This window comes from Allobosea sp. 2KB_26 (assembly GCF_052115715.1).
Classification (GTDB): Bacteria; Pseudomonadota; Alphaproteobacteria; order Rhizobiales; family Beijerinckiaceae; genus Allobosea.
Genome location: NZ_JBFRHE010000008.1, coordinates 17,677 through 42,015, shown reverse-complemented (window position 1 = coordinate 42,015; position 24,339 = coordinate 17,677). Strand labels below are relative to the sequence as shown.

Here is a 24,339-nt window from a genome sequence, read left to right as displayed (position 1 = left end):
TTGCGGCGCACGGCCCGGCAGGCTGCCCAAGGCAACCCCGCCCCGGATCAGATCTGGATGCCGTCCGGCAATCCGCCCAGTTCCTTGAGCGTGATCGGTCGCCCCTGCTTGACGCTGGCCATCGCGGCGGCGCCGCACAGCATCGACATGGCGCCGGCCAGCGCCCCAGCGCGCTGGCCGAGCGGGTCCTTGAGGCCGGGGCGCAACAGCATGTCGCGCAAGCGGTCGTCGCCGCCGAAATGGCCGCCGCTCGCATGTGGCACGCGGATGCGCTCGGCCTTGCCGAAATTCCGCATCAGCATGATCTCGTCGTGATCGGGCACCTCGAAGGCCTGGCGCTCGTACTGGCGGATCTCGATGCGGCCCTTGGTGCCGTTGAAGGCGAGATGGTGACCTTCGATCGGCATGAAGGTGTTGAGCGAGTAGGAGGCGATCACGCCGTTCTCGTAGCGCAGCATCGCCGTCATCGTGTCGGGGATGTCGATGTCCTCGCGATAGACGCAGCCATCGCGGAAATAGCCGTCGACCTCGGCGGGCTCGTCATAGAGCGCCGTCAGCCAGGGGTCCTTGCGGATGTCAAGATAGAAGTCGCATGCGCCGGTATGCGCGCAGGTCTGACAGCGCTCGCCACGGAACGGGCCATTGCGGCCGTAATGGCGCTGCGTGCCGAAGGCCGAGACATCGAGCGCAGTCGAGTCCAGATACCAGTTCAGCAGGTCGAAATGATGGGTCGACTTGTGCACGAACAGGCTGCCGGAGTTCTTTTCATAGGCGTGCCAGCGCCGGAAGTAGTCGGCCCCGTGCTTGGTATCGAGATACCAGTGGAAATCGACCGAGGTGATGGTGCCGATGGCGTTCTCGAGCAGCAGCTGCTTGATCCGGGCGGCGGTCGGCGCGAAGCGGTAGTTGAAGGTCACGTCGATCTGCCGTCCGGTACGGATCTCGGCCTCGAGGATGCGGCGGCATTTCTCCGGCGTCGTGGTCATCGGTTTTTCCGTGATGACCCGGCAGCCGGCTTCCAGCGCCTTGATGATGATGTCGTCATGGGTGTCGTCGCGGCTGCAGACGATGACGATCTCGGGCCTGGCCACGGCGAGCATCGTGTCGACATCGGTGTAGATCGGCGCATTGGTGCCGATCTCCTGGCGGGCATGGCTGGCGCGCAGTTCGTTGACGTCGCAGATCGCGACGAACTCGGTGCAATCTCGCCAGCCGGCAAGGAGCTCCCGCCCCCACATTCCGGCGCCGCGATGGCCGGTGCCGACCAGGGCCACGCGATGGCGTTCGTCACTCAAGGTCATCGCCGCATCCGTCATGTCTGCATGTCCTCGTCAGTCTCTTGTTGTTTGAAACCTCCGGATCATCGCGCCGGGCTTGAGCGCCGGCTGCAATGGCCGGCCGTCAGACGAAATAGTCGGGATGGGCGACGCGCAGCCGGGCCAGATCGGGGATGACCACGTTGAGATGGCTCTGCATGGCCTCCCTGGCGGCCTCGACATCATGCCTCGCGATGGCCTCGCGGATGATCTCGTGCTCGCCGATGACCTGGTGCATGCGGCCGGCGACCGGCAGGGTCAGCCGGCGTGCCCGGTTGATCTGGACCTTCACCTGCCGCAGCAGCTTCCAGATGCTGGGATAGCCGGCGATCAGCGCGATCGCCTCGTGGAAGGCTTCGTCCGCCGCGTGGAAGGCGTCCATGTCGCCGATATCGGCCAGCATCCGCTGGCTCGCCAGCTTGGCGTCGAGTTGGGCGATGTCGGCCACGGTGGCGATTTCGGCCGTGCGCTTGATCGCCGTGTCTTCAAGAGCCAGCCGGATGACCTGCGCCTCGGGGATCGCGCTGAGCGGCACATGCGAGACGAAGGTGCCCGATTGCGGGAAGATATCGACGAGTCCGTCCTCCGAGAGGCGGATCAGCGCTTCGCGCACCGGCGTCTTGCTGACCCCGAATTGCTGCGTCAGCGCCTTCTCCTGCAGGGGCGTGCCGGGTGCGAGATGCATGTTGACGATGGCCTCGTAGAGCTCGTCGTAGATCACCGTCGCCGTGGTGACGCGTCGCTGCGGCGGACGATGGCCGGACTTCGCCGACCGCCCCCGCGGGGCGGATCCCTCCGCGATCTCATGCTCGCCCTGGCGTTCCATTGCTCTCGCCTGTTCGGCCTGTGCAGCACCGCTCGATGCGGTTTTGACATACTAGTATCTTAGTGTATCAGTTTATCAAGGCTCAAAGGAAGGCGCTTGGTTGGAACGCCACGAAACCAGCTCGCTACCGCTCGAAACGCATGCCCGTCCGCGTTCGTCCGTCTGTTGGGCATGACGGGGCAGGGGGCGCTGCACCTGCGGGCTGGGATCGGGGCCGCGCTCGTGCAAGCATGGGCGGGTGCAGCTCGCCGCCTGATACCAGCTCCGACGACTGCAGAAGCTTCGACGCCTGAAGTAGCCTTGATGCCTGAAGTAGCTTTGACGCCTGAATACTTCCGCGCGCACCGGCGCGCCAAGAGCAACATGTTCAAACAAAAACAAAATCTGGAAACGCACCAATCGAGGGAGAAAGTCGATGAGCGCCTATTCTGTTAGCCGTCGGGAGTTGCTCGGCGCCGGCGCCGGCATTGCGGCTGCTTCGCTGCTGGGCCTCAGGCCCGCAGCGGCGCAGCAAAAGGACATCAGGGTGTTCTGGTGGGGCTCGCAAGAGCGCGCCGACCGCACCAACCGGGCCGTCGATGCCTACAAGAAGGCGAATGCCGGCATCGACGCCAAGACCGAGTTCGCCGGCTGGAGCGATTACTGGCCGCGCCTCGCCACACGGGTCGCCGGACGCAATGCGCCGGATCTGCTCCAGATGGACTACCGGTACATGTTCGAATACGCCCGCCGCGGCGCGATCGTGCCGCTGGACCAGTACCTGGGCAATGCACTCAAGATCGAGGATTTCGGCAAGGCCAACCTCGAATCCTGCAGCGTCGACGGCAAGCTCTACGGCATCAATCTCGGCGTGAACTCATCCTGCGCCGTGTTCGATCCGGCGGCATGGGAGGCCGCTGGCGTCGCGCCGCTGGCGTTCGGCAACAGCTGGGACGAGTTCGTCAGCAAATGCGCGGCCTTCGCAAAGGGCAATAAGCGCAAGAAATTCTACGCCACCATGGATGCCAGCGGCCATGAGCCGGGCTTCGAGCTCTGGCTCGTGCAGAACGGCAGGGCGCTCTACGGCGAGGATGGAAAGCTCGCCTTTGATGAGAAGGACGCCGGCAACTGGTTCAAGCTCTGGGCCGAACTGCGCAAATCGGGCGGTTGCGTGCCACCCGATGTCCAGGCCCTCGACAAATCGACGCTCGACACCTCGACCCTGACGCTCGGCTATGCGGCGACCGCGTTCCCGCATTCCAATCAGTTCGTCGGCCTCCAGCAGCTCAACAAGGCCAAGCTCGACATCACCGCCTTCCCGGTGACGGCGGGTGGCAAGCCGGGGCAGTATCTGAAGCCGTCGCAGATGTGGTCGATCGCCTCGGATTCGAAGAACCCCGAGATCGCGGCGAAATTGGCGAACTTCACCGTGGCGGAGGCGGGCGGCGCCAAGATCCTGGGCGTCGAGCGCGGGGTGCCGGCATCGTCGGCCATGCGCGAACTCCTGGGGCCGGACCTGGACGAGGTCAGCAAGAAGGTCGTCGATTATATCGGCAAGCTCGGCCCCTATACGGCCAAGCTGCCGCCGTCCCCGCCCAAGGGCGCCGGCGAAGTCGCCTTCGTCCTGGAGCGGGTCAGCCAGGAAGTCGCCTTCGGTGTCTCACCGGAAGAGGGCGGCAAAAAGTTCGTCACCGAGGCCGCGTCGATCCTCAAGCGCGGGTGACGCGATGGTGAGCTTTACCGCAGGTGACGCGGTAGCCAGGCGCCCGGCCAAGCCCGGGCGTCTCCGCCGCTTCTTTTTCGCCGGAAACGGCGCGGGCTACATGTTCCTCGCGCCCTGGCTGATCGGTTTCCTCGGCCTGACGCTCGGCCCGGCGCTGGCCTCGCTCTATTTGTCCTTCACCGATTACGATCTGCTGCAGTCGCCCAGATTCGTCGGCATGGACAATTACGTGCGCATGGCCACGGGGGACGCAAAATTCGCTGCGGCGATGAAGGTGACCTTCATCTATGTCATCCTCTCCGTGCCGCTGAAGCTGATCTTCGCGCTGGCGCTGGCGATGGCATTCAACCGCGGCATCAAGGGCCTGCCGTTCTACCGCGCGGTGTTCTATCTGCCGTCGCTGCTCGGCGGTTCGGTCGCGATCGCGGTGCTCTGGCGCCAGCTCTTCGCTGCCGACGGCCTGGTGAACTCGGTGCTCTCGGTCTTCGGCATCGACGGTCCGAGCTGGATCTCCAACCCGAACTACTCGCTCTACACGCTGGTCGTGCTCTCGGTCTGGCAGTTCGGCTCGCCGATGATCATCTTCCTCGCCGGCCTGCGCCAGATTCCGCAGGACATGTACGAGGCGGCTAATATGGACGGCGCCTCGAAGGCGCGGCAATTCTTCAGGATCACCCTGCCGCTGCTGACGCCGGTGATCTTCTTCAACTTCGTCATCCAGACGATCGACGCGTTCAAGGCCTTCACGCCGTCGTTCATCATCTCGGCCGGCACGGGCGGGCCGATCAACTCGACCCTGTTCTACACGCTCTACCTCTATCAGGAGGCCTTCGGCTTCTTTCGCATGGGCTATGCCTCGGCGCTCGCCTGGGTGTTGGTGCTGATCATTGCCGTCTTCACGGCCTTCTCCTTCCTCACGGCGCGCTACTGGGTGCACTACGATGAATGACGCCGCGCATGCCGCCCCGCCCGGCGATACGCCGGAGCGGCCCATCCTGCACTCCGTGCTGATCCACTCGGCGCTGATCGGCGTCTCGTTCCTGATGCTCTATCCGCTGCTCTGGATGGTATCGGGCTCGGTGCGTCCGGCCGACGACATGTTCGGCGGGCAGACCTCGCTGATCCCGTCGCAGGTGACGCTGCAGGCCTACAAGACCGGCTGGTTCGGCCTGCAGGTCAGCTTCGGCACCTTTTTCCTGAACTCGCTGGCGATTTCCGTGCTGGCGACGATCGGCAACGTCATGGCCGCCTCGGTCACCGCCTTTGCCTTCTCGCGGCTCGAGTTCTTCGGCAAGAGTTTCTGGTTCGCGCTGATGCTGGGCACGCTGATGCTGCCCTATCACGTGACCCTGATCCCGCAATATGTCCTCTTCCTGAAGATGGACTGGGTGAACACCTGGCTGCCTCTGGTCGTGCCGAAATATTTCGCGGTCGACGCCTTCTTCATCTTCCTGATGGTCCAGTTCTTCCGGGGCCTGCCGCGTGAACTCGACGAGGCGGCGATGATGGATGGCTGCAGCGCCTGGCGGATCTACTGGAAGATCGTGCTGCCGCTCTCGCTGCCGGTTCTGGCGACCGCCGCGATCTTCTCCTTCATCTGGACCTGGGAGGATTTCTTCGGGCCGCTGATCTATCTCGGCGACATTCACAGCTACACCGTGCAGATCGGCCTGCGCTCGCTGATCGACTCGAGCGGCACCTCCGATTGGGGCGCGCTGTTTGCGATGTCGGTGCTGTCGCTGATCCCGATCTTCCTGATCTTCCTGTTCTTCCAGCGGCTGCTGATCGAAGGCATCGCCACCACCGGGATGAAGCGCTGAGGATGCCTGCGATGAGAGTGCTGACCTTCGCCGTGATCGGCATCAACCACGACCACATCCATGGTCAGATCGGCGCGCTCCGGCGCGCCGATGCGACCTGCGCCGGCTTCTACGCCGCCGAGGACGATCTCGCGGCCGCGTTCATGGCCAGATACCCGGAGATCCCGCGTGTCACTGAGGCGGCCCGGCTCTATGAGGACCGGGCGATCGACCTGGTGGTGAGCGCTGCTGTTCCGGGTGACCGCGCCGCGATCGCGATCACCGCGATGCGCCATGGCAAGGACGTGATGCTGGACAAGCCGGGGGTGACCAGCCTGGCCCAGCTGCATGAGGTCAAGGCGGTGCAGGCCGAGACCAGGCGCATCGTCTCGATCATGTATTCCGAGCATTTCGAGGTGGCGGCGACGGTGAGGGCCGGCGAGCTGGTGGCGGCCGGTGCGATCGGCGAGGTCGTCAACCTGATCGGCATGGGCCCGCACCGGCTGCGCAAGCCCGAGCGTCCGGGCTGGTTCTTCGAGCGCGAGCGCTATGGCGGCATCCTGACCGACATCGCCTCGCATCAATGCGAGCAGTTCTTGTTCTTCACCGCGGCCGACGACGCCGAGATCCTCTCCGCTTCGGTCGGCAACCGCGCCAATGCCGACCGTCCGGGCCTGCAGGATGTCGGCGATATGCACCTGCGCACGCCAAATGGCGTCACCGGCTATATCCGCGTCGACTGGTTCACGCCCGATGGGCTGCCGACCTGGGGCGATGGCAGGCTGACCATCATCGGAACGCAGGGCACGATCGAGCTGCGCAAGTATGTCGACATCGCCGGCCGCCCCGGCAAGGACCATCTTTTCCTCGTCGACCGCCGCGGCATGCAGCATATCGACTGCTCGGCCGTGGAGCTGCCCTATGGCCGCCAACTCGTTGCCGACGTCTTCGACCGGACCGAGACGGCGATGCCGCAGGCGCGCTGCTTCAAGGCGATGGAGATCGCCCTCAAGGCTCAGCACCTTGCCGAGACCGGCAGGCTGCCGAGCGCATCGTCCCAAGAGGCTGCCTGATGAGTGAAGTGAAATCCGTCGCGGTGGTCGGCTGCAATATCGGCCGCTCGCATATCCTCGAAGGCTATGCGCCGCGCCCCGAGCGCTGGCGCCTTGCCGCCGTCTGCGACCTCAACCAGGAGCGGCTCGACAAGGTTGCCGACGAGTTCTCAGTCGAAAGCCGCACGCAGTATTTCGATGAGCTGCTCGGCCGCGACGATATCGACGTCATCGATATCTCGACCCCTCCGGCGACCCATCTCGAGCTCGTCAGCAGGGCGCTCGCCGCCGGCAAACATGTCGTCTGCGAAAAGCCGCTGGTCGGTTCGCTCTTCGATGCCGACCGCCTGCTCACGGCGGAGGCGCAGAGCGGGCGCATTCTGATGCCGGTCTTCCAGTATCGCTATGGCGACGGGGTGCAGAAGGCCAAGCGCATCATCGATTCCGGCATTGCCGGCACACCCTATCTCGGCACGGTGGAGACCCATTGGAAGCGCACGGCCGCCTATTACGACGTGCCATGGCGCGGCAAATGGGAGACCGAGCTCGGCGGCGTGCTGATGACCCATGCCATCCATATCCACGACATGCTGACCTATCTGATGGGGCCGGTGGCGAAGCTGTTCGCCCGCGCCGTGACGCGGGTCAACGCCATCGAGGTCGAGGATTGCGTCGCCGCCTCGCTGGAGATGCAGAGCGGCGCCCTGGTCGCGGCCAGCGCGACGCTGGGAGCGCAGAACGAGATCAGCCGCTTCCGGCTCTGCTTCGAGAACGTGACCTTCGAGAGCGGCGGCGGCTGCTATTCGCCGGGCGACGATCCCTGGACGGTCCTGCCGGCCAATGACGCAGTGGCTGCCCGGATCGAGGCGCTGCTGGCCGACTACCAACCGGTCGGCCGGCGCTTCCTCGGCCAGATGGATGCGTTCCACGAGGCCTTGAACGGGCGGGCGCCGGTTCCGGTGACGATCGCCGATGCGCGCCGGGCACTGGAGCTGGCGACAGCCTTCTACCAGTCGGCGCAGACCGGCGCGGATGTCTCGCTGCCGATCGGGCCGGATCACCCGAAATACACGAGCTGGCGCCCGAACGGGCACTGAACCGGGACAAGAACACCAGGACCGATCGCTGTCACAAGGTCGGAACGGCGGGGCGATCGGCAAGATGGGGAGAACGAGATGGCGACGAGCATCAAGCTCAACAAGGTGGTGAAGCGCTATGGCGCGGTCGAGGTCATCCACGGCATCGACCTTGCGATCGATCCGGGCGAATTCGTGGTCTTCGTCGGCCCCTCGGGATGCGGCAAGTCGACCTTGCTGCGGATGATCGCCGGGCTGGAGAAGATCACCGGCGGCGACCTCCTGATCGACGGCGAGCGCATGAACGATGTCCCGGCCTCGCAGCGCGGCATCGCCATGGTGTTCCAGTCCTATGCGCTCTACCCGCATATGAGCGTCTACAAGAACCTGGCCTTTGGCCTGGAGACGGCCGGCTACAAGAAAGCCGAGATCGACGAGCGCGTGCAGCGCGTCGCCAGGATCCTGAAGATCGAGAGTCTTTTGCAGCGCCGCCCCCGCGCCCTGTCCGGCGGGCAGCGCCAGCGCGTCGCCATCGGCCGGGCGATCGTGCGCGAGCCCAAGATCTTCCTGTTCGACGAGCCGCTCTCCAACCTCGACGCCGAGCTGCGCGTGCAGATGCGCGTCGAGATCGCCAAGCTGCATCAGGACCTCGGCAACACGATGATCTACGTCACCCATGACCAGGTCGAAGCCATGACCATGGCCGACAAGATCGTGGTGCTGCGCGACGGCATCGTGATGCAGGCCGGCGCGCCGCTCGAACTCTATAACCGGCCGGCCAACCAGTTCGTCGCCGGCTTCATCGGCTCGCCGAAGATGAACTTCCTGGCGGCGCGCGCCAGCGCCGCGGCCAACACGATCGAGGTCGCCGGCCGCAATGTCTCCCTCGATGCGGCTCTGGCCGTGCGCCAGGACGAGCCGCTGACCTTCGGCGTCCGCCCCGAGCATATCGCGGTCGGCGGCGAGGCGGGCGAAATGCTCGGCGAGGTCAAGGTCCAGCTCGTCGAGCATCTCGGCGGCGGGACCGTGCTCTACGCCACCACGGCGGGGGGCGAGAACCTGACGATCTCGGCCGCCGGGCAATTGCGCGTCCGGCACGGCGAGAACGTGCCGCTGCGCATCGATCCGGCGATCTGCCACGTCTTCGACAGCCAGGGCATGGCGCTGCGCAGCTGAGCGAGGCGCCCAGTGGGCAAACCGGAGACGGAGCGCGGTCGTCTGCAATCTGCCTCGGTGCGTATGGCTTGCCGGCCCGGCAGCCGATGATCGTGGCCAGGGAGGAGCCTGACGATGGCCATCACGATTACCGCCTTTGAACGGTCCCCCGATGGCGGCAAGGGACTGGCGCGCGATACGCGCGTTCGCTGGGCGCTGGAAGAAGTGGGCCAACCCTACGACGTTCGTCTCGTTTCGTTCAGCGCGATGCAGGAACCGGCCCATCTGGCGCTGCACCCTTTCGGGCAGATTCCGACCTATGAAGACGGCGATCTCGGCCTGTTCGAGACGGGCGCGATCGTGTTCCATATTGCGGAGCGCCATGCGGGCCTGTTTCCGGATGATGCGAATGCCCGGGCGCGCGCGATCACCTGGATGTTCGCCGCGCTCAGCACGGTGGAGCCGCCGATCCTTGAACTGGGAAACGCCAGGCTGCTTGAAGGCGACAAGTCGTGGACCGCGCAACGCATGCCTCTCGTCAAGGATCGCGTCCATAATCGGCTGGGCCAACTGTCCCGTCGCCTTGGCGATGCCGACTGGCTCGATGGCGCCTTCAGCGCAGGCGACCTGATGATGGTGTCGGTGCTGCTCAGGTTGAAAGCGTCGGGTCTGCTGGACGCGTATCCGAACCTCTCCGCCTATCTGGCCCGCGGCGAAGCGCGGCCCGCCTACAAGCGCGCGTTTGAGGCTCAATGGGCGGTCAACACCGGCAAGCCACCGACCGGCTGATGGAGGTCCGGCTCGCCATCGCCATCCCCCGTGTTTCCTTCGGTCCATGGGGCTGGTCCCAGGGCCGGTTGCGGAGATGGCCGAGCCCGGACGCGGGATGTCCCTGCTCTCTGTGGCCGAGCCCGATCGAAGGCAACCGCGTTTTTTCGCAGCCTCGTCTCATTGCCGATGCAGAGACTGTCGGCGCGAGGCGAAATCCTGGCGCCGACCCGCCCGCAGCACCCCAACGCGAGAGCGGTTTAGCCCACTGGCGCATTCCCCAAGGCGCGATAGCGCTGATCTTGGCCCTGATCCGAAGCCACCCGAACCGGCGAATGCGGAGACGTACCGATGCCGGCAGCCCCTTCGCGGCTTCCGGGCGTGGCGCGTCCGGCTCGGCGTCTTGGGTATGGCGGCGAGCCGCTCAGGTTAATCGGGAGAACCGACAGCGCCATGAACGAAAGGCAGCCAACGCCTCTCATGCCATTCGGAGCAACTCGCGGGGGACCCGATCGGCATCATCGAGCGGAGCCGTGATGCGGTCGCTGACGACAAGGCGGTCGCGCCCCTGTCTCTTTGCCTGGTAGAGCGCCGCGTCGGCGGCGGCGATCAGGCCGTCGCCCTGGCTGTCGTGCATGGGCAGAACCGCGAGGCCGATCGAGGCGGTGATGCCGTTCAGCGGCTCGCCGGACCAGGTCACGCGCATGCCGCGAACCGCATCGAGCACTTCGCCTATGCGCTTGGTGGCCACGTCCAGCCCCGCCTCGGGGAGCAACAGCAGAAACTCCTCACCGCCGAAGCGGCCGACAATGTCGCTCTTGCGGGTCGTCTTGCGCAGGATCTCGCCGATGTCGCGCAGGACGGCATCTCCGGCTTCGTGACTATAGGTGTCGTTGATGCGCTTGAAATGGTCGAGGTCGAGAATGGCCAGGGAAAGCGGCTTGCCGCTGCGGGCGCTGCGGGCGATCTCCCGTGAGAGAGCATCCTCGAGAAAACGTCGATTATGCAGGCCAGTAAGCGGATCGCGGAGGGCCTGGCTGCGCAACTGCTCGCGCAGCTCGATATTGGCGATGGCCAGCGAGACCTGTTCGGCGAGCATCGTCGCGAGCTGCTGGGCCGAGCCGTCGATGGCGGCCTTGCCGGTCTCACGATAGAGCAGACCAAGCAGGTTGTTCTGGGCGATGAGCGGCTGGCAAACGACGTTCGATGGCGGTGCCGAGCAGCAGGCGGCGACATGGCCGCAGCTCAGGCCGCGGCTTGCTTCCGAGAGCGGAAAGGTTTGGCCCCGTCGCAGGGCCCAGCACTCATCCGGATGGAACGATGCTGCATCAGCCTTGAGATCGCCCCAACGCGCGCCGCGGGTGACCAGATCGCGTGTTTCGTTGATCACGTAGAGCGCGCCGGCCTCGGCCGGGAAAAGGCGGCTGGCATAGCTCTGCACCGCCGCGAAGACCTCGTCCGACTTCTGGCAGGATTGCAGGATGCCGCTGAGCTCCGTGAGCAGCTCGATTTCCTCGGTACGCGCTTCGGCGGCGTAGAGCGATGCGGTCAGGCGTTCATTGGCGATCTGCAGCTCGCGAGCGTGACTGCGGCGCTCCTCTTCGACCAGCAGGGCGTCGGTCTTGTCCTGAATGACCCACAGAATTCCGCTTGGGCTGTTGCGCACGCCGGCAATGAGAGGCCTGCCATAGGCATCGACGAGAAAGGTCGTGCCGTCGGCGCGACGCAGGTGCAATTCCGCACCGGCTGCGCCGTTGCTGCGAATCTTGGCGAGCGCCATGTCGAACGCTGCCTCGCTGTCCGATCCGGCAACAAGGGCCCCGATCTCGAGGCCGCTCAGATTTTCGGCCGCAAGCCCGCAGAGTTCGGCGATCCGGCGATTGCCGCGCAGGACCTTGCGACCATCGGTGAACAGGATGCCGGCCAGCGGATTCTCGACGAGGGCGCGCTGCTCGGCGTCCAGTTCGGTGAGATTGCCCGAGAGGAGGCGGGAACGCAGCACGATCAAGGCCAGCAGCGCAGCCAGCAGGCTGATAATCGATCCGCTCGCCAGCACGAGATTGGGAACGATCCGATCGGACTCGTAGCCCGAACCCGGCCGGGCAGCGAACTGCACCAGCCATACCCTCTCGCCAACCACGAGCGAGCGTTCCGCGGAAATCCCGGGTGCTGTGGTCGCGACCGGCGTGACCAGCCTGAGATTGGGTTCAAGGCTGTCATACATCAGCGTCGCGGCGCTGGACGGATCCTCCGGCTCGTCAGTGATGACGCCCTCCGGCGTCGCCTTGGCATAGCCGCGGTCGACGACACGGATATGCATCTGCTGCAGGCTCTTCATGTCGAGCACGCCACGCATCAAATCGTTCACCCGATAGACGGCGGCGGCGAAGCCGCGCAGCGCCGCACGGCGCTGGGCTGCGGTCTGCACGGGTTCGCCGACGCGGTAGATCGGCGCGCGCAGGATGAAGCCCTGTCCTCCGGAGGTGTCTTGAACGAGCATGACCGGCGGTGTCGCAACGATACGCCCGCTTTCAGCAGCGCGGCGCAGGGAATCGAGTTGTATGGGGCTGGCGCCGGCGTCGAAGCCGAGGGAGCTCTCGTTGCCTTGCGGAGGCTCGACGGCTTCGACGACATTGTATGTCGGGCGATGTCCTTCGGGATGGACGGCGAAGTCCGGCTGCCCGCGCGGATCGAGGCTCGTATCCAATCTCACCTCGGCGACGAACCGGTCCAGTGCCTCCGGGGTTACATGGCGCAACGCCTGCAGCCCCTGGAAGCCCGGATAGCGTCGCTTCAGATCAAGGACATCGACATAACGTCGAAACTGAGCGCGGTCGACGCGTCCAACCGAGGCATAGAGACCCTGCATGCTGACCAGCACTTCGGCGTGGGCGCGCAGGCGCTCGCCGATCGCGCTGGTTGTCTCGGCCGCGTCGGTCGTGAAGCGTCGCTGCATCTCGGTGGCGATCAGGCGCTCTGCCGCTGTCTGGGCCATGAAGGTTGCCACCAACCCGGCGACAAGCACTGCAGCCGCAATGACGACTGTCCGCCTCATCGGAGGCGTCAGCAGATTCCGGAGGTTCATGGTTTGTGATCAGTCCCGGTCGGGGCCGCCTGGATGCGGCGATGCAGCAATTTGCCGGCAACATCCCTCACGACGATTGAAACTTGGTTGCCAAATGGGCGCGTTCCACTGCTGCCGCAGTGTTTGAGCCATTTCAGCTTGCAACTCAAATACTGATGCACTGCATCACCGCAGCGCGTCGAAGCGCAGCTCTTTCGGCGGGCCAGCGTCGTGACCCGGTCCGGGCCCGGCTCGCCATCTCCATCGGAAGGGGGCACCAACAACGCCGCGCCGCCGATCTGCGGCTGGCGCGTGTCCTCGTCGGTCGTGATCGTCTCTCCTGCGCGGTCGTGGGGAGGGTTGGTGAGGAGGCTGGCCGCGAAGGCGCGCTTGCGGCCGGCCCGCTGACCGACTGGACTGCCAGGAGAGTGCGGTCACCGGTCAGGCGCGGTGTTCACGCTGTTCCGAAAGGCGTAAAGTGTCCCAGAGGGCCGTTGATCCCATGGGACGAGCGGGCTTGTTCTCCGCTGGTTCGTTCCCGAGGAAGACCAGGGAGGATCGCGCAATGAACCGAAGGATCTGTTTGCATCCGCGCGCTGCGCTCACGAAGTCCGTGCTCGGCCTTCTCGCCGCCATGGCCGTCACAGGCGTTCCGGCGCCTGTCGCCTCGGCGGAAGGGGACGCCCGGAGCATCGTGAAGGCCATGGCGGACTATCTCAGCCGCCAGGAGAACCTGTCCTTGAAGTTCGATGCCGACGTCGAGGTGGTGACCCCAGCCGTCGAGAAGATCCAGTTCAGCGCCTCGGGTGAGGTCACCATGAGCCGCCCGAACAAGTTTCGCATCAGCCGAACCGGCGGCTATGCCGATGTCGAATTGATCTCCGACGGCTCGAACGTGACGGTCTTTGACCGCGGCGGAAACAGGTTCGCACAGGTTCCTGCCGTCGGTTCCTTCGACACTTTGGTCGACAAGCTCCGCACCGAAACCATGCTCGAGCTTCCAGGTGCAGACCTTCTTCTATCGAAGCCCTACGAGGAGCTGATGGCAGGCGTGCTGGAGGCCAAGCATCTCGGCCGCGGCGTCGTCGGGGGCGTTGAGTGCGAACATCTCGCTTTCCGTAATCTCGACACCGACTGGCAGATCTGGGTCGAGGTCGGTGACCGGCCGCTGCCGTGCAAATACGTCATCACGAGCAAGGCGGTTGGCGCCGCGCCTCAGTACACGCTCCGGTTCAGGGACTGGAAGACCGGCGTCAGTCCGGCGCCGGATGCGTTCGCATTCAAGCCGCCGGAAGGCGCCAGCGGCGTCGCGATCACGCTGCTTAAGGACATTGACGAAATTCCAGCCGGCGTCGTTCCCGGAGGTCCGAAATGAACAAGTTGGCATCGAAGTTCATGTCCCGCGCCGCGCTCGCAGTGTTGGCCGGTGGCGCGGCCCTGCTTTGGAGCGGCGACATGTCCGTTCCACCGGGCTCGTTCACCAGTCAGGCGGAGGCCAGGGTCGGGCGGCCGTTGACACCCATGAGCTACGCCGGCGTGGCCCGCCGGACCACCCGCAGAGGTGCCGCCTACGGGGCGGCGGCCGGAGCTGCGGCGGCTGGGGGCTATTATTACGCCAACCCGGGCTGCCAGCAGGTTGTGAACTCCTACGGCCAGATCGTCTACCAATGTCCGTAGTCAACCTGCTCGATCGCGGGGCGGCGTAGGCGCTGAGGTTCGAAAAAGAGGGGCCGATCCGCAAGCCTCTTGGCCAGCGCCGCCAACCGGGAATCCCGAGCCGGATGAGGACCGTGGCGCAACGTCCAGCAGATTCCATTTTTCAGCCGGATGGTCTAATCAGCCGTGATGGAGACCGCCGCGTCGCACGAACTCTTCCCCCATGTCCGCATCGTCATGGGCATGATCATCGGTCTCGGCATCACCCGGATGCTGACGGGCATCGCCGGTTTCATCCAGCACCCCGATCGCTATCGCGTCTCGATGCTTCACATGCTCTGGGTCGGCTCCATTCTCCTGGAGCTCGTGCTGTTCTGGTGGTGGGAGTTCGGGCTGTCGCGCATCGCCACCTGGAGCTTCAGCGTCTACATCTTCCTGATCGGCTATGCGATCGTGCTCTATCTGCTGGCGGCGCTGCTCTTTCCCGACAATGTCGCGGAATATGCCGGCTACGAGGATTTCTTCATCAACCGGCGCCGCTGGTTCTTCGGCCTCATGGCGGCTTCCTTCGTCCTCGACATGGTCGATACCCTGATCAAGGGCCCGGAGCGCTGGTCTCTACTCAGCGGCGATTACGTGATCCAGGTGCCGATCGGCTTGGCTCTCTGCCTGATCGGGTGTGTTTTCGCGCAGTTCCGGGTCCAGATCGCCATCGCTGCGGTGCATATCGCCTATCAGGCCTATTGGGTCGGGCGCATCGTCTACACCATGCAGTGACGGCGCGGGCCGACGCGGTCTTCGCGGTTTTCCGCGCAGCCTGCGCCGATCACCGCGATTGCGCGCCGCTGGTTATCTCCCGAACGGTGCCCTGAGCAGGCTGCCGCTCGCGAGCAGGGTGATCAGGCTGATGGCCGCCGCCAGCATGACGTACCAGGCCGGTGCGAGGGAACTTCCCGTCTGCAGGATGAGCCAGGTCGTGATGAAGGGCGCGAACCCGCCGAAGATCGTGACGGCGAGGTTGTAGGCGATCGACAGGCCCGTCGAGCGCATTGCAGGCGGATAGAGTTCCGCCATGGCAGCCGGGGCCGGTCCACTGAAGGCGGCGATCAGCACGGCAAAGACGATCTGCGCGAGGATGAGGTTGACGACGCCGGGATGCGTGCTCAGCCAGAACAGCAGCGGCCAGCACAAGACGAGGAGCCCGAATGCCGCGACGAGCATGATCGGGCGCCGCCCGACCTTGTCTGACCAGCCGCCGAAGACCGGCGCCAGGATGACGATGAGCACGAGGCCGATGCTGTTGGCGAGCAAGCTCGCGCTTTGCGGCACGCCGAGCTGGCGCACGGCATAGGTCGGCATCGTCACGAGGAAGAAATAGGTGCACACCGTCCAGGCGATGGTGATGCCGAAGCCGGCGAGCACTGCGGTGCGGTGCTGGCCCAGCGTCTCGCGCAGGATCGCCTTGAAGGCATCCGTCTCGCTGACGCGGAAGCGGATATAGAGGCCGACCGGCGCGATCAGCAGTCCGATCAGGAACGGGATCCGCCAGCCCCAGGCTTCGAGATCGGCCTGGGGCAGGAGGCTGGTCAGCAAGGCGCCGGTCAGCGAGCCCAGGAGCAGGGCCCCGGCCTGGCTCGCCTGCTGCCAGCTCGCATAGAGCCCGGGGCGCTCCGGCGGAGCGTGCTCGACCAGGAAGGCGGTCGCGCCGCCGATCTCGCCGCCGGCCGAGAAGCCCTGGATCAGCCGCGCCAGCACGATGATCGCAGGCGCCCAGGCGCCAGCCGTCGCATAGGTCGGCGCGAAGCCGATCATCGCCGTCCCCAGCGCCATCAGCAGGATCGTCAGGGAGAGCGCCAGCTTGCGTCCGCGCCGGTCGGCCAGCGTCCCCAGGACGAGCGCGCCGACCGGGCGCATGATGAAGCCGACGCCGAAGGTGGCGACGGTGAGGAGCAGCGAGGTGGTGGCGTCGCCCGCCGGGAAGAAGAGCTTGGCAAGCGTCAGGGCAAAGAAGCCGTAGACCGCGAAATCGTACCATTCCAGCGTGTTGCCGGCGACGGCGGCGATCACCGCCCGCCGGCCAGAGAGCATGCGGGAGGTCGATGCGACATCCCGGTCGGGATGCGTGCTGGCGAGTTGCGTCATGGTGGTCCCCTCATTGCAATGGACCGTGGCGTCGAGGCCGTGGCCCTTCAGGATTGACGGCGAGCTGCGAAGCCCGCCAGGCGGGCGAGGAACGCGTCGGCGGCCGCGAGCTGCGAGCGCTCGATCCATTCGTCCGGCTGGTGCGCCTGCGCGATCGAGCCCGGCCCGCAGACCACCGGGGAGATGCCGGCGGCCTGGAAGAAGCCGGCCTCCGTGCCGAAGGGCATGGCGAAGGGCGGGCCGATGCCGCCGAGCAGGGCCGCCACGGCGAGCGCCGGCTCATCGGCGGCGCAGGACAGCGGCGGAACATGGACATGCCTTTGCGTCGACTGGCGGATCTCCGGCGGCGTCGCGCGGGCGAGATAGGAGGCGACCAACCGCTCGGTCTCGTCGGCATCCTCAGGCGTCACCGGCCTAAACTCCCAGAGCAGCTCGCAGGCCGAGGGCACGATGTTGATCGCCGAGCCACCTTCGATCCGGCCGAGATTGACGGTCGTGCGGTCGATTGCCCCGGCGCGGTGCCCGACAGCCCGGAGGAAGCCGGCGAATTCGGCTGCCGGATAGATCGCGCTTGCCCCCGCGCTCGGATCGCTCGAATGCGCCGCTCGGCCCTCGAAGCGCGTGCGGAAACCGAGGAAGCCGCGATGGCGGTCGCCGAGCCGCATCAGCGTCGGCTCGCCGATGATGGCGAGCTCCGGCTTTTCCTCTTGGGCGAGCAGCTCGTCGATCAGGCCTTGCACGCCGAGACAGCCGACCTCCTCGTCATAGGACAGCGCGATATGGATCGGCCGGGCCAGATCGGCGGTTGCAAAACCCTCCGCCGCGGCGAGGCAGGCTGCAATGAAGCCCTTCATGTCCGCGGCGCCGCGAGCATGGAGCTTGCCGTCGCGCTCGCTCAGGCGGAACGGGTCTGAGGACCAGTTCTGGTCGTCGACCGGAACCGTGTCGGTATGCCCGGAGAGGACGACGCCTCCCGGTGCGCGGGGCCCGAAGCTCGCGAGGATATTGGCCTTGCTGCGACCCTCGTCATGGCTCAGCCGGACCCGAGCGCCGATGCCGTCGAGCCGGTCGGCGACGCGTTCGACGAGCGCCAAGTTCGAGCGGCTCGACGTCGTGTCGAAACCGACCAGTTCCTCGAGCAGGGCGATGGTTGCGCTCATCGCCGTTCACGCCGCCAGTGCCGCCTGCACGGCCCGCGCCTGGCTGAGACGGGCCTGTGCGAGGTGGAGTGCAGCCGTCTCTGTCGGGACGCCGTCCGCTTCGGCCCCCTGGAAGATTGCGAGCAGCGTGTCGCCGATGCCCGCGACGCCGCGATCGACGACCCCCTCGTCGAAGCCATCCCGCTCGGAGGCGACGCGGATCATGCCGCCGGCATTGATGACGAAATCCGGCGCATAGAGGATGCCGCGCGTGCGCAGCTGCTCGCCATGCTCCTCGCGGGCGAGCTGGTTATTGGCCGCACCGCCGACGATGGCGCAGCGCAGCTGTGCCACCGTCTCGTCGTTGAGCACCGCGCCCATGGCGCAGGGCGCGAAGATCTCGGCCTCCGCGGCATAGATCGCGTCAGGAGAGACGACCCGCGCGGCGAAACTCGCGACGGCCTTCGCCGCACGGCTGGCGTCGACATCGCTGACCGTCAGCGCGGCCCCGGCCTCATGCAGCAGCTGGCAGAGGTGCCAGCCGACATTGCCGAGGCCCTGCACCGCGACATGGCTGCCCGCGAGGCTCGCTGCACCCCAGCGGTGGCGCGCGGCGGCGGCAAGACCGTGGAAGACGCCGAGCGCCGTGGTCGGGGAGGGGTCTCCGGTGCCGCCGAGTTCGACGGGAAGGCCGACGACATGGCGCGTCGCCTTTCTCACCTCGGCGAAGTCGGCGACCGTCGTGCCGACATCCTCGGCCGTGATGTAGCGCCCGGCGAGCCTCTCGACCGCCCGGCCCATTGCTTGCAGCAGCGCCGGCGTCTTCTGGCTCCGGGGATCGCCGATGATCACTGCCTTGCCGCCGCCGAGATCAAGGCCCGACGCCGCGGCCTTCCAGGTCATGCCGCGCGAGAGACGCAGCACGTCGCGCAGCGCCGCCGCCTCATCGGCATAGGGATACATGCGGCACCCGCCGAGCGCGGGCCCGAGCGTGGTGTCGTGGATCGCGATCAGAGCCTTCAGCCCCGCTGCCGCGTCCGAGACGAAGACCACCTGCTCGTGATCGGCGAAATCCTCCTGCGCAAACACGGTCATGATCTGGCTTCTCCGGGGCGTCGGGATACGCGCGAGCGGCCGGCAGTCGCGGCAAGGCCGAAGCCACCGAGGATCAGGGCTGCGCCAACGAGATGGAACGGTTGCACGGGCTCGCCGAGCAGCAGGAAGGCGAGCGCGGCGGTGAAGAGGGCGACGAGATGGAAGGAGGCGCCCGTCACGCTCGGCCCGAGCGCGGTGACGCAGCGGTTCCAGATGATGAAGGCGAGCAGCGAGGCGAAGACGCCGATATAGAGCACGGCCGCGATCGGGCCGGGCGATGTCGGGATCACAGCGCCCCGGGCGAGCTCCCAGATCCAGAACGGCAGCAGCACCAGAAGCCCCGCGGCCATGGTCGCGGCCAGAAAAACGAGCGGGTCGAGATCGGCGGGGCGGCGGCGCAGCAGCACCGAATAGAGCGCGTAATTCGCGACCGCGATCAGCACCAGCGGCTCGCCCCCGGTGAGGCTGAACCCTGAGAGCGTCGAGGGCGCACCGCGCGCGACGATCCAGCTCACGCCGACAAAGGAGATGGCGATGCCGGCCAGCGTGCGGGCCGAGACCCGCTCGACGCCGAGCAGGAAGGCGGCGAGCGGCACCATCAGAGGCAGGGTTGAATTCAGGAAGGCGACGCTCGCTGCCGGTGCGCTCTGCAGGGCGAGATAGCCCAGCGCATTGTAGCCGGCGATGCCGAAGGCGCCGCAGGCGAAGATCAGGCCGCGGGCGCGGATGAGCGCCTGGCGCTGCGCCCCGAGCGAGCCCAGAATGAAGGGCAGCAGGCAGGCGAACGCGACGAGCCAGCGGCCGACCGCGAGCGAGATCGGCGGAAAGGAGCCCGCAAGCGCCCGGCCGAGGACGAGATTTCCCGCCCAGAACAGCGGCGGCAGCGGCAGCAGCAGCAGGGGCTGCGCCCAGAGGCGCTGGAGGATCTTCATCGCCCCGGCCTCACGCGAGGCCGGCGAGGCCGATGCGCAGCCGGCGATTATGCCGGCCCTTGTTCTCGATCTTGAGGATGCTGATCGGTGGCGAGCCCCCGGTCGACGCGAGATGCGTGCCGCCGCAGGCCTGCCGGTCGAGCCCGACGATCTCGACGATGCGGACCTGCCCGTCCGAGGTCGGCGGGGGCGCGACCGAGCGCGAGCGGATCAGGCCGGGCTCCGCGAAGGCTGCGGCTTCCGCGACATGGCTCTGCCGCACCGCCAGGTCCTGCCGGATCAGCTGGTTGATCGTGGCTTCGATGGCGCGCAGGCGATCGTTATCGGCCTCGGGCAAATCGAAATCGATGCGCGCCGTGCCGTCCTCGTTCATCTGCACCCCGGTGACGAGCGCACCATTGAAATCCTGGTAGACCACGGCGTTGACGATGTGCAGGTCGGTATGAAGCGCCCGCATCAGCTGCCGGAACGGGCCGTCGACCCGCGCTTCGACGGGCGCCGACGGCAGTTCGAGCGGCTCGACGAACCGATGCCAGAGCCGGCCGCCCTCGCTTTCGAAACCCGTGATCGCGACCTCGCCGCCCGTCCAGGCGAGCGTGCCGCGATCGGGCAACTGGCCGCCACCACCGGGATAGAAGGGGCTTTGCGAGAGAACGACTCGGCCAGGTTGCGCGTCCACGACCTCGGTCGTCAGCGTCAGGACGTCGGGATGGTCGAGGCAGTAATAGCGGGTCATGGGTCTCACCTTGCGGGCAGCCCCGACGGGGCTGTTGGCTGCAGGCGAGAGTGGCGCGGCGCGGCGCGCATCTATTGGCGAAAATTGAGAAACCGCTCAGATCATCGGACCGGAGGTCGAATCCGGTCGGATCATCCGACCTTTTCGTGTTTGCATCGGCATCCTCGGAAAACGGCGGCCCAGGTTTCGGGCCGAGGCTTCAGCCAGCCGCAGCGCGCACCCATTGCAGCGGCGTGATGCCATAGGCGCGCTTGAAATGCCGCGTCAGCGCACTCTGGTCGTAGAAGCCGGCGTCCTGCGCCGCAGCAGCGATCGGCGCACCGCGCCCGAGCGCCTCGGTCGCGGCCCTCAGGCGCAGCTGCGTCAGATAGGCATGCGGGGTGAGCCCCGTGCTGCGCTTGAACAGGGCGATGAGCTGGAATGGCGTCAGCCCGACCTCTTCCCCCAATTGCTCCAGCGTGACGTCCCCGGCATGACGCTCCCGCATGATCTCGCGGATGCGGGCGGCCTTGGCGCGGTCGCGCGCCGGCAGCATCAGCCGGGGCTCACCTGCGGCATGGCGCCGGATCAGGGCGCCGAAGCTGCGCAGCAGAAGCTCGCGCTCCTCGAGCGGATCGTCCCCCTGGTCGAGGATGCGGTGCAGGCCGAGGAAGGCCTCGATCAGGTCGGGGTCGTGGACGGTGTTGCGGGTGAAATAGGCCGTTTCGTCGAGACCGAGCGCGGTCTTCAGCGTCTCGATCGCCGGCGGCGTCAGGTAGAACCCGCGATAGAGCCAGCGCCGGCTCCAGCCCATCCGCCCGGAATGGGGCTCGTCGGGGTTGAACACCAGCAGGCTCGAGGTCTTGGCTTCGTCGCTGCGGCCCCGGCTCTTGAACTCGGAGCCGCCCGCCTCGGTGACGGCGACGACGAAGGCCTCGTGGCTATGGGGCGCGTAATCATGGCTGGTGAAATCGGCAACGAGACAGCTCAGGCCCGGAACCCGCGGGTCGCGCCAGTAACGGGAGGAGTTGCGGTGGTCGATGCGAGCCAAGGTGGGGTCCGGATGGTCAGGGCGACGGCGATGGTGCGACGATCCATGCAAGATCGCAACCATGCTGCACCGCCGAAGGCACGGCATCGGCAGCTCCGCGGAGCTGCTCCTCGACGCTTGGCCTGATCGAAGCCACGCCTTGTGAAGAGCGGGAATCCGTTCAGTATCGAAACGGCCCGCTCTCAAGAGAGCCGCGTGACGGGAGCATCGTCATAGATCAGGCCCAGAGTGCCATGATCCGCACCGATCCGGTCAGCAGGCGAGGGGCGCACATGACGGTGAAACAGTTTCCGGAGCGATATCGCGCTGTTGCCACCATTGCCTATGCGCGTCTCACAGGACGGTTTGAGGAGACTCTGTCGCGGCATTTGGGGTAATGTTGACGCGGTGCGCTCCCGGCAAACGGGCGGCCGGCTTCGATGTCGAAAAGTCGCCGCTGCGGCGAGCCAGGAGAGGCGGGCCGCACTGCGGAGATGGTGCAGCGATGCGTGAGGGGCAGCGCTGCAGGGCCGGGGGGACGTCAGGGAGGCGCGCCCCATGAAACTCGGATCAAGCAGTTTCGCGGACGGCGCAACGATGCCGCTGCGCTTTACCTGCGACGGAGACGATCTTTCGCCTCCTCTCGACTGGAGCGGCGCTCCGGCGGGAACCCGCAGCTTCGTTCTTCTCTGTGATGATCCCGATGCTCCCGCGGGAACCTGGCACCACTGGGCGATCTATGACATGTCGGCCGATCGCGCAGGGCTGGCGGAAGGCGAGGCCAGCCGTTCCGGCAAGGGCGGTTTCAAGCAGGCGATCAATGATTTCCGGCGGCCGGGTTATGGCGGGCCCTGTCCGCCGCGTCGCCACGGTCCTCACCACTATCACTTCCGGCTGCTTGCGCTGTCGATCGATCATTTGGCCTTCGGCCACACCCCGTCGTGCCAGGAGGTTGAAAAGGAGGCCCGCAAGCACCTGCTCGCCGAGGCGATTCTGGTCGGGGTCTTTGAGCGGTGATGATCATGCCTCCTCCTTTCGGCACGGTGAGGCAGGCGCGGGGCACGGCATTCTGAGCGGCCGCCGTGGCTCCGCCTGGACGGCGCGATGCGAATTGTTCTTTGCGGGGACGTGATGACGGGGCGCGGCATAGATCAGGCGCTGCCCTGTCCCTGCGCCCCGCGCCTTCACGAGGCCTATGTGCAATCGGCCATCGACTACCTGCGGTTGGCGGAGGAGGCACACGGACCAATACCCGCACCCGTCAGTCCGACCTATATTTGGGGGGCGGCGCTGCAGGAACTGAACCAGGCCGATGCGCGGATCATCAACCTTGAGACCAGCATCACGCGCAGCGACGCTTATGTCGCCAAGGGCATCAACTACAGGATGAGCCCCGAGAATGCCGATTGTCTGACCGCCGCAGGGATCGATTGCTGCGTGCTCGGCAACAATCACGTCCTCGATTGGGGCCGCGCCGGGCTGCGCGAGACGCTCGCATCGCTGGAGCGATTGCGGATCAGGACCACGGGGGCAGGGCGTGATGCAGCGCAGGCGAGCGCCCCGGCGGTCTTGGCTGGCGCCGATGCGAGGCGGGTGCTCGTCTTCTCGTACGCATCGGAGACAAGCGGCGTACCCCGGCAATGGGCGGCGAGCCAGACTGAGGCCGGGGTGAACCTTCTGCCCGGACTGTCCAGCGCGACCGCCGCGGCGATCGCCGATCTGGTGGCTGCAGCGAGATGCGCCAACGATGTGGTGGTGATGTCTGTCCATTGGGGAGGAAACTGGGGCTACCGCATCCCGGACGAGCAGAGACGGTTCGCCCATGAACTGATCGACCGGGCGGACATTGCCGTCATTCACGGCCATTCATCGCATCACCCCAAAGCCATCGAAATCTACAGGAATCGGCTGATTCTCTATGGCTGCGGCGATTTCCTGAACGATTATGAAGGCATCCGGGGCCACGAGAAATTCCGGCCCGACCTGGCGGTGATGTATATTGCCACTCTCGAGCCCGGGAACGCGGATCTGCTCGCGCTCGAGCTTGTACCGTTTCGGATCCGCAGCTTCCGGCTCGTACGGCCCGCAGAGAAGGACGTTGCTTGGTTGCAGCAGACACTGGACCGGGAGAGTCGGCCGTTTGGTACGCGCATCGGGCCGGCGTCACGAGGCAGGCTCGTGTTATCCTGGCCGACACCATGAAGTGAGCGCCTCCGATGCCGGCGGACTTGCGGGATTGCGGCATGGGGACGACCGGGCCGAGAGCCGTGAGGCGGCCCTATTGGTACGAAGCGCGAGACTGTCGCTGGCATGAAAGGGGAGGTTGTCATGACTGAAGACATTGCCCGGAAAACCTGCACGCCGTGCCGCGGCGGCGTCCCGCCGCTGACGCGGGAGGAAGCTGCAGCCTATCTGCCACAGACACCAGGGTGGGAACTCGCGGAGGATGGGCACTTGCTGCGTCGCAGGTTCACATTCTCGGATTTTCGCAAGCCGCTCGATTTCATCGACAGGATCGGCGAGTTGGCGGAAGACGAGGGGCATCATCCCGACATTTGCTTCGGCTGGGGCTACGCCGCCATTTCGCTGCACACCCACAAGATCAAAGGCCTGCACGAGAACGACTTCATCATGGCGGCGAAAATCACTCGACTCGTCGCTTCGTAACGCTGCCGGCCTTTCGGTTGCTCCGGGCAGGGTCGACAGCGCGGCCCTGAGGCCGGCTGCGGTTACGGTGCGAACAAGCCAGCGTGCAGGATGTCTAGCGCATCGACGGAAGCGGTCCGGAGAAAGCCGTCGGTGGAACAGCCGACCCAACGCGCGTAGGGTGATCGTCGGTCTGATGGCCGAGGCAATCGCATGAACAGGCGCG

Annotated in this window: 22 protein-coding genes; 13 read left to right on the top strand and 9 right to left on the bottom strand. The window is 66.1% G+C overall.

Annotated features, from left to right (window positions below):
• Nucleotides 1-47: 47 nt before the first annotated feature.
• Together AB4099_RS20880 and AB4099_RS20875 are read right to left on the bottom strand one after the other, a co-directional pair.
• Nucleotides 48-1,316: a Gfo/Idh/MocA family protein gene (locus AB4099_RS20880; protein WP_441479468.1), complete on the bottom strand. Its 1,269-nt coding sequence runs from the start codon at nucleotides 1,314-1,316 to the stop codon at nucleotides 48-50.
• 85 nt (nucleotides 1,317-1,401) lie between these two features.
• The gene (locus AB4099_RS20875) at nucleotides 1,402-2,142 is read right to left on the bottom strand and encodes a GntR family transcriptional regulator (RefSeq protein ID WP_113511735.1); all 741 of its coding nucleotides are present in this window, start codon (nucleotides 2,140-2,142) and stop codon (nucleotides 1,402-1,404) included.
• Nucleotides 2,143-2,557: 415 nt separating this feature from the next.
• Between AB4099_RS20875 and AB4099_RS20870 the strand changes: the two genes are divergently transcribed.
• The 7 genes from AB4099_RS20870 (at nucleotide 2,558) to AB4099_RS20840 (ending at nucleotide 9,715) form a co-directional block, all read left to right on the top strand.
• The gene (locus AB4099_RS20870; protein WP_441479467.1) at nucleotides 2,558-3,844 is read left to right on the top strand and encodes an ABC transporter substrate-binding protein; all 1,287 of its coding nucleotides are present in this window, start codon (nucleotides 2,558-2,560) and stop codon (nucleotides 3,842-3,844) included.
• Nucleotides 3,845-3,848: 4 nt separating this feature from the next.
• A complete protein-coding gene (locus tag AB4099_RS20865; RefSeq protein WP_441479466.1) occupies nucleotides 3,849-4,793 on the top strand; it encodes a carbohydrate ABC transporter permease in 945 nt (314 codons plus the stop codon).
• The gene (locus AB4099_RS20860) at nucleotides 4,786-5,664 is read left to right on the top strand and encodes a carbohydrate ABC transporter permease (RefSeq protein ID WP_113511741.1); all 879 of its coding nucleotides are present in this window, start codon (nucleotides 4,786-4,788) and stop codon (nucleotides 5,662-5,664) included. The genes AB4099_RS20865 and AB4099_RS20860 overlap by 8 nt, the downstream gene beginning before the upstream one ends.
• A gap of 11 nt (nucleotides 5,665-5,675) precedes the next feature.
• A complete protein-coding gene (locus AB4099_RS20855) occupies nucleotides 5,676-6,716 on the top strand; it encodes a Gfo/Idh/MocA family protein (RefSeq protein ID WP_441479465.1) in 1,041 nt (346 codons plus the stop codon).
• Nucleotides 6,716-7,792 carry a Gfo/Idh/MocA family protein gene (locus AB4099_RS20850; RefSeq protein WP_441479464.1) on the top strand — a complete coding sequence of 359 codons (1,077 nt, stop codon included), beginning with the start codon at nucleotides 6,716-6,718 and terminating at the stop codon, nucleotides 7,790-7,792. Before AB4099_RS20855 ends, AB4099_RS20850 begins: the two co-directional genes overlap by 1 nt.
• 78 nt (nucleotides 7,793-7,870) lie before the next feature.
• Nucleotides 7,871-8,947 (top strand): ABC transporter ATP-binding protein, encoded by a 1,077-nt coding sequence (locus tag AB4099_RS20845; RefSeq protein WP_441479463.1) that lies wholly within the window; start codon nucleotides 7,871-7,873, stop codon nucleotides 8,945-8,947.
• 114 nt (nucleotides 8,948-9,061) lie between these two features.
• Nucleotides 9,062-9,715, top strand: a complete 654-nt coding sequence (locus AB4099_RS20840) for a glutathione S-transferase family protein (protein WP_441479462.1) — start codon at nucleotides 9,062-9,064, stop codon at nucleotides 9,713-9,715.
• A 457-nt stretch (nucleotides 9,716-10,172) separates the two neighbouring features.
• On the opposite strand, the gene AB4099_RS20835 is transcribed toward AB4099_RS20840, so the two are convergent.
• Complete coding sequence (locus AB4099_RS20835) at nucleotides 10,173-12,779, bottom strand: diguanylate cyclase (protein WP_441479461.1); 2,607 nt, start codon at nucleotides 12,777-12,779, stop codon at nucleotides 10,173-10,175.
• 544 nt (nucleotides 12,780-13,323) lie between these two features.
• Here AB4099_RS20835 and AB4099_RS20830 point away from each other — a divergent pair.
• The 3 genes from AB4099_RS20830 to AB4099_RS20820 all read left to right on the top strand — a co-directional run bounded on the left by AB4099_RS20830 (nucleotide 13,324) and on the right by AB4099_RS20820 (nucleotide 15,191).
• Nucleotides 13,324-14,133, top strand: a complete 810-nt coding sequence (locus AB4099_RS20830; RefSeq protein WP_441479460.1) for a DUF2092 domain-containing protein — start codon at nucleotides 13,324-13,326, stop codon at nucleotides 14,131-14,133.
• Complete coding sequence (locus AB4099_RS20825; RefSeq protein ID WP_441479459.1) at nucleotides 14,130-14,435, top strand: hypothetical protein; 306 nt, start codon at nucleotides 14,130-14,132, stop codon at nucleotides 14,433-14,435. The genes AB4099_RS20830 and AB4099_RS20825 overlap by 4 nt, the downstream gene beginning before the upstream one ends.
• 168 nt (nucleotides 14,436-14,603) lie before the next feature.
• Nucleotides 14,604-15,191: a hypothetical protein gene (locus AB4099_RS20820; protein ID WP_441479617.1), complete on the top strand. Its 588-nt coding sequence runs from the start codon at nucleotides 14,604-14,606 to the stop codon at nucleotides 15,189-15,191.
• Nucleotides 15,192-15,263: 72 nt separating this feature from the next.
• Here AB4099_RS20820 and AB4099_RS20815 read toward each other — a convergent pair whose 3' ends face one another.
• The 6 genes from AB4099_RS20815 to AB4099_RS20790 form a co-directional block, all read right to left on the bottom strand.
• A complete protein-coding gene (locus AB4099_RS20815; protein ID WP_441479458.1) occupies nucleotides 15,264-16,556 on the bottom strand; it encodes an MFS transporter in 1,293 nt (430 codons plus the stop codon).
• 47 nt (nucleotides 16,557-16,603) lie between these two features.
• Complete coding sequence (gene argE, locus AB4099_RS20810) at nucleotides 16,604-17,716, bottom strand: acetylornithine deacetylase (protein WP_441479457.1); 1,113 nt, start codon at nucleotides 17,714-17,716, stop codon at nucleotides 16,604-16,606.
• Between the two features lie 6 nt (nucleotides 17,717-17,722).
• On the bottom strand, nucleotides 17,723-18,790 hold the full coding sequence (locus AB4099_RS20805) for a Glu/Leu/Phe/Val family dehydrogenase (RefSeq protein ID WP_441479456.1): 1,068 nt from the start codon (nucleotides 18,788-18,790) through the stop codon (nucleotides 17,723-17,725).
• Nucleotides 18,787-19,722, bottom strand: coding sequence for a DMT family transporter (locus tag AB4099_RS20800; RefSeq protein WP_441479455.1), 936 nt, complete (start codon nucleotides 19,720-19,722; stop codon nucleotides 18,787-18,789). Before AB4099_RS20800 ends, AB4099_RS20805 begins: the two co-directional genes overlap by 4 nt.
• Before the next feature lie 10 nt (nucleotides 19,723-19,732).
• Entirely contained in the window at nucleotides 19,733-20,458 is a 726-nt protein-coding gene (locus AB4099_RS20795) for an alanyl-tRNA editing protein (RefSeq protein ID WP_441479454.1), read from the bottom strand.
• A 199-nt stretch (nucleotides 20,459-20,657) separates the two neighbouring features.
• Entirely contained in the window at nucleotides 20,658-21,488 is an 831-nt protein-coding gene (locus tag AB4099_RS20790) for an AraC family transcriptional regulator (protein WP_441479453.1), read from the bottom strand.
• Nucleotides 21,489-22,025: 537 nt separating this feature from the next.
• Here AB4099_RS20790 and AB4099_RS20785 point away from each other — a divergent pair.
• The 3 genes from AB4099_RS20785 (at nucleotide 22,026) to AB4099_RS20775 (ending at nucleotide 24,134) form a co-directional block, all read left to right on the top strand.
• The gene (locus AB4099_RS20785; protein WP_113511765.1) at nucleotides 22,026-22,484 is read left to right on the top strand and encodes a YbhB/YbcL family Raf kinase inhibitor-like protein; all 459 of its coding nucleotides are present in this window, start codon (nucleotides 22,026-22,028) and stop codon (nucleotides 22,482-22,484) included.
• Nucleotides 22,485-22,571: 87 nt separating this feature from the next.
• The gene (locus AB4099_RS20780) at nucleotides 22,572-23,669 is read left to right on the top strand and encodes a CapA family protein (RefSeq protein ID WP_441479452.1); all 1,098 of its coding nucleotides are present in this window, start codon (nucleotides 22,572-22,574) and stop codon (nucleotides 23,667-23,669) included.
• Between the two features lie 126 nt (nucleotides 23,670-23,795).
• Nucleotides 23,796-24,134, top strand: a complete 339-nt coding sequence (locus AB4099_RS20775) for a 4a-hydroxytetrahydrobiopterin dehydratase (RefSeq protein ID WP_441479451.1) — start codon at nucleotides 23,796-23,798, stop codon at nucleotides 24,132-24,134.
• Nucleotides 24,135-24,339: the final 205 nt, after the last annotated feature.

Coding starts and splice junctions, on each gene's coding strand:
- AB4099_RS20880 (WP_441479468.1), bottom strand. CDS start 1,316: ATGACGGATGCGGCGATGACCTTGAGTGACGAACGCCATCGCGTGGCC.
- AB4099_RS20875 (WP_113511735.1), bottom strand. CDS start 2,142: ATGGAACGCCAGGGCGAGCATGAGATCGCGGAGGGATCCGCCCCGCGG.
- AB4099_RS20870 (WP_441479467.1), top strand. CDS start 2,558: ATGAGCGCCTATTCTGTTAGCCGTCGGGAGTTGCTCGGCGCCGGCGCC.
- AB4099_RS20865 (WP_441479466.1), top strand. CDS start 3,849: ATGGTGAGCTTTACCGCAGGTGACGCGGTAGCCAGGCGCCCGGCCAAG.
- AB4099_RS20860 (WP_113511741.1), top strand. CDS start 4,786: ATGAATGACGCCGCGCATGCCGCCCCGCCCGGCGATACGCCGGAGCGG.
- AB4099_RS20855 (WP_441479465.1), top strand. CDS start 5,676: ATGAGAGTGCTGACCTTCGCCGTGATCGGCATCAACCACGACCACATC.
- AB4099_RS20850 (WP_441479464.1), top strand. CDS start 6,716: ATGAGTGAAGTGAAATCCGTCGCGGTGGTCGGCTGCAATATCGGCCGC.
- AB4099_RS20845 (WP_441479463.1), top strand. CDS start 7,871: ATGGCGACGAGCATCAAGCTCAACAAGGTGGTGAAGCGCTATGGCGCG.
- AB4099_RS20840 (WP_441479462.1), top strand. CDS start 9,062: ATGGCCATCACGATTACCGCCTTTGAACGGTCCCCCGATGGCGGCAAG.
- AB4099_RS20835 (WP_441479461.1), bottom strand. CDS start 12,779: ATGAACCTCCGGAATCTGCTGACGCCTCCGATGAGGCGGACAGTCGTC.
- AB4099_RS20830 (WP_441479460.1), top strand. CDS start 13,324: ATGAACCGAAGGATCTGTTTGCATCCGCGCGCTGCGCTCACGAAGTCC.
- AB4099_RS20825 (WP_441479459.1), top strand. CDS start 14,130: ATGAACAAGTTGGCATCGAAGTTCATGTCCCGCGCCGCGCTCGCAGTG.
- AB4099_RS20820 (WP_441479617.1), top strand. CDS start 14,604: ATGGAGACCGCCGCGTCGCACGAACTCTTCCCCCATGTCCGCATCGTC.
- AB4099_RS20815 (WP_441479458.1), bottom strand. CDS start 16,556: ATGACGCAACTCGCCAGCACGCATCCCGACCGGGATGTCGCATCGACC.
- argE (WP_441479457.1), bottom strand. CDS start 17,716: ATGAGCGCAACCATCGCCCTGCTCGAGGAACTGGTCGGTTTCGACACG.
- AB4099_RS20805 (WP_441479456.1), bottom strand. CDS start 18,790: ATGACCGTGTTTGCGCAGGAGGATTTCGCCGATCACGAGCAGGTGGTC.
- AB4099_RS20800 (WP_441479455.1), bottom strand. CDS start 19,722: ATGAAGATCCTCCAGCGCCTCTGGGCGCAGCCCCTGCTGCTGCTGCCG.
- AB4099_RS20795 (WP_441479454.1), bottom strand. CDS start 20,458: ATGACCCGCTATTACTGCCTCGACCATCCCGACGTCCTGACGCTGACG.
- AB4099_RS20785 (WP_113511765.1), top strand. CDS start 22,026: ATGAAACTCGGATCAAGCAGTTTCGCGGACGGCGCAACGATGCCGCTG.
- AB4099_RS20780 (WP_441479452.1), top strand. CDS start 22,572: ATGCGAATTGTTCTTTGCGGGGACGTGATGACGGGGCGCGGCATAGAT.
- AB4099_RS20775 (WP_441479451.1), top strand. CDS start 23,796: ATGACTGAAGACATTGCCCGGAAAACCTGCACGCCGTGCCGCGGCGGC.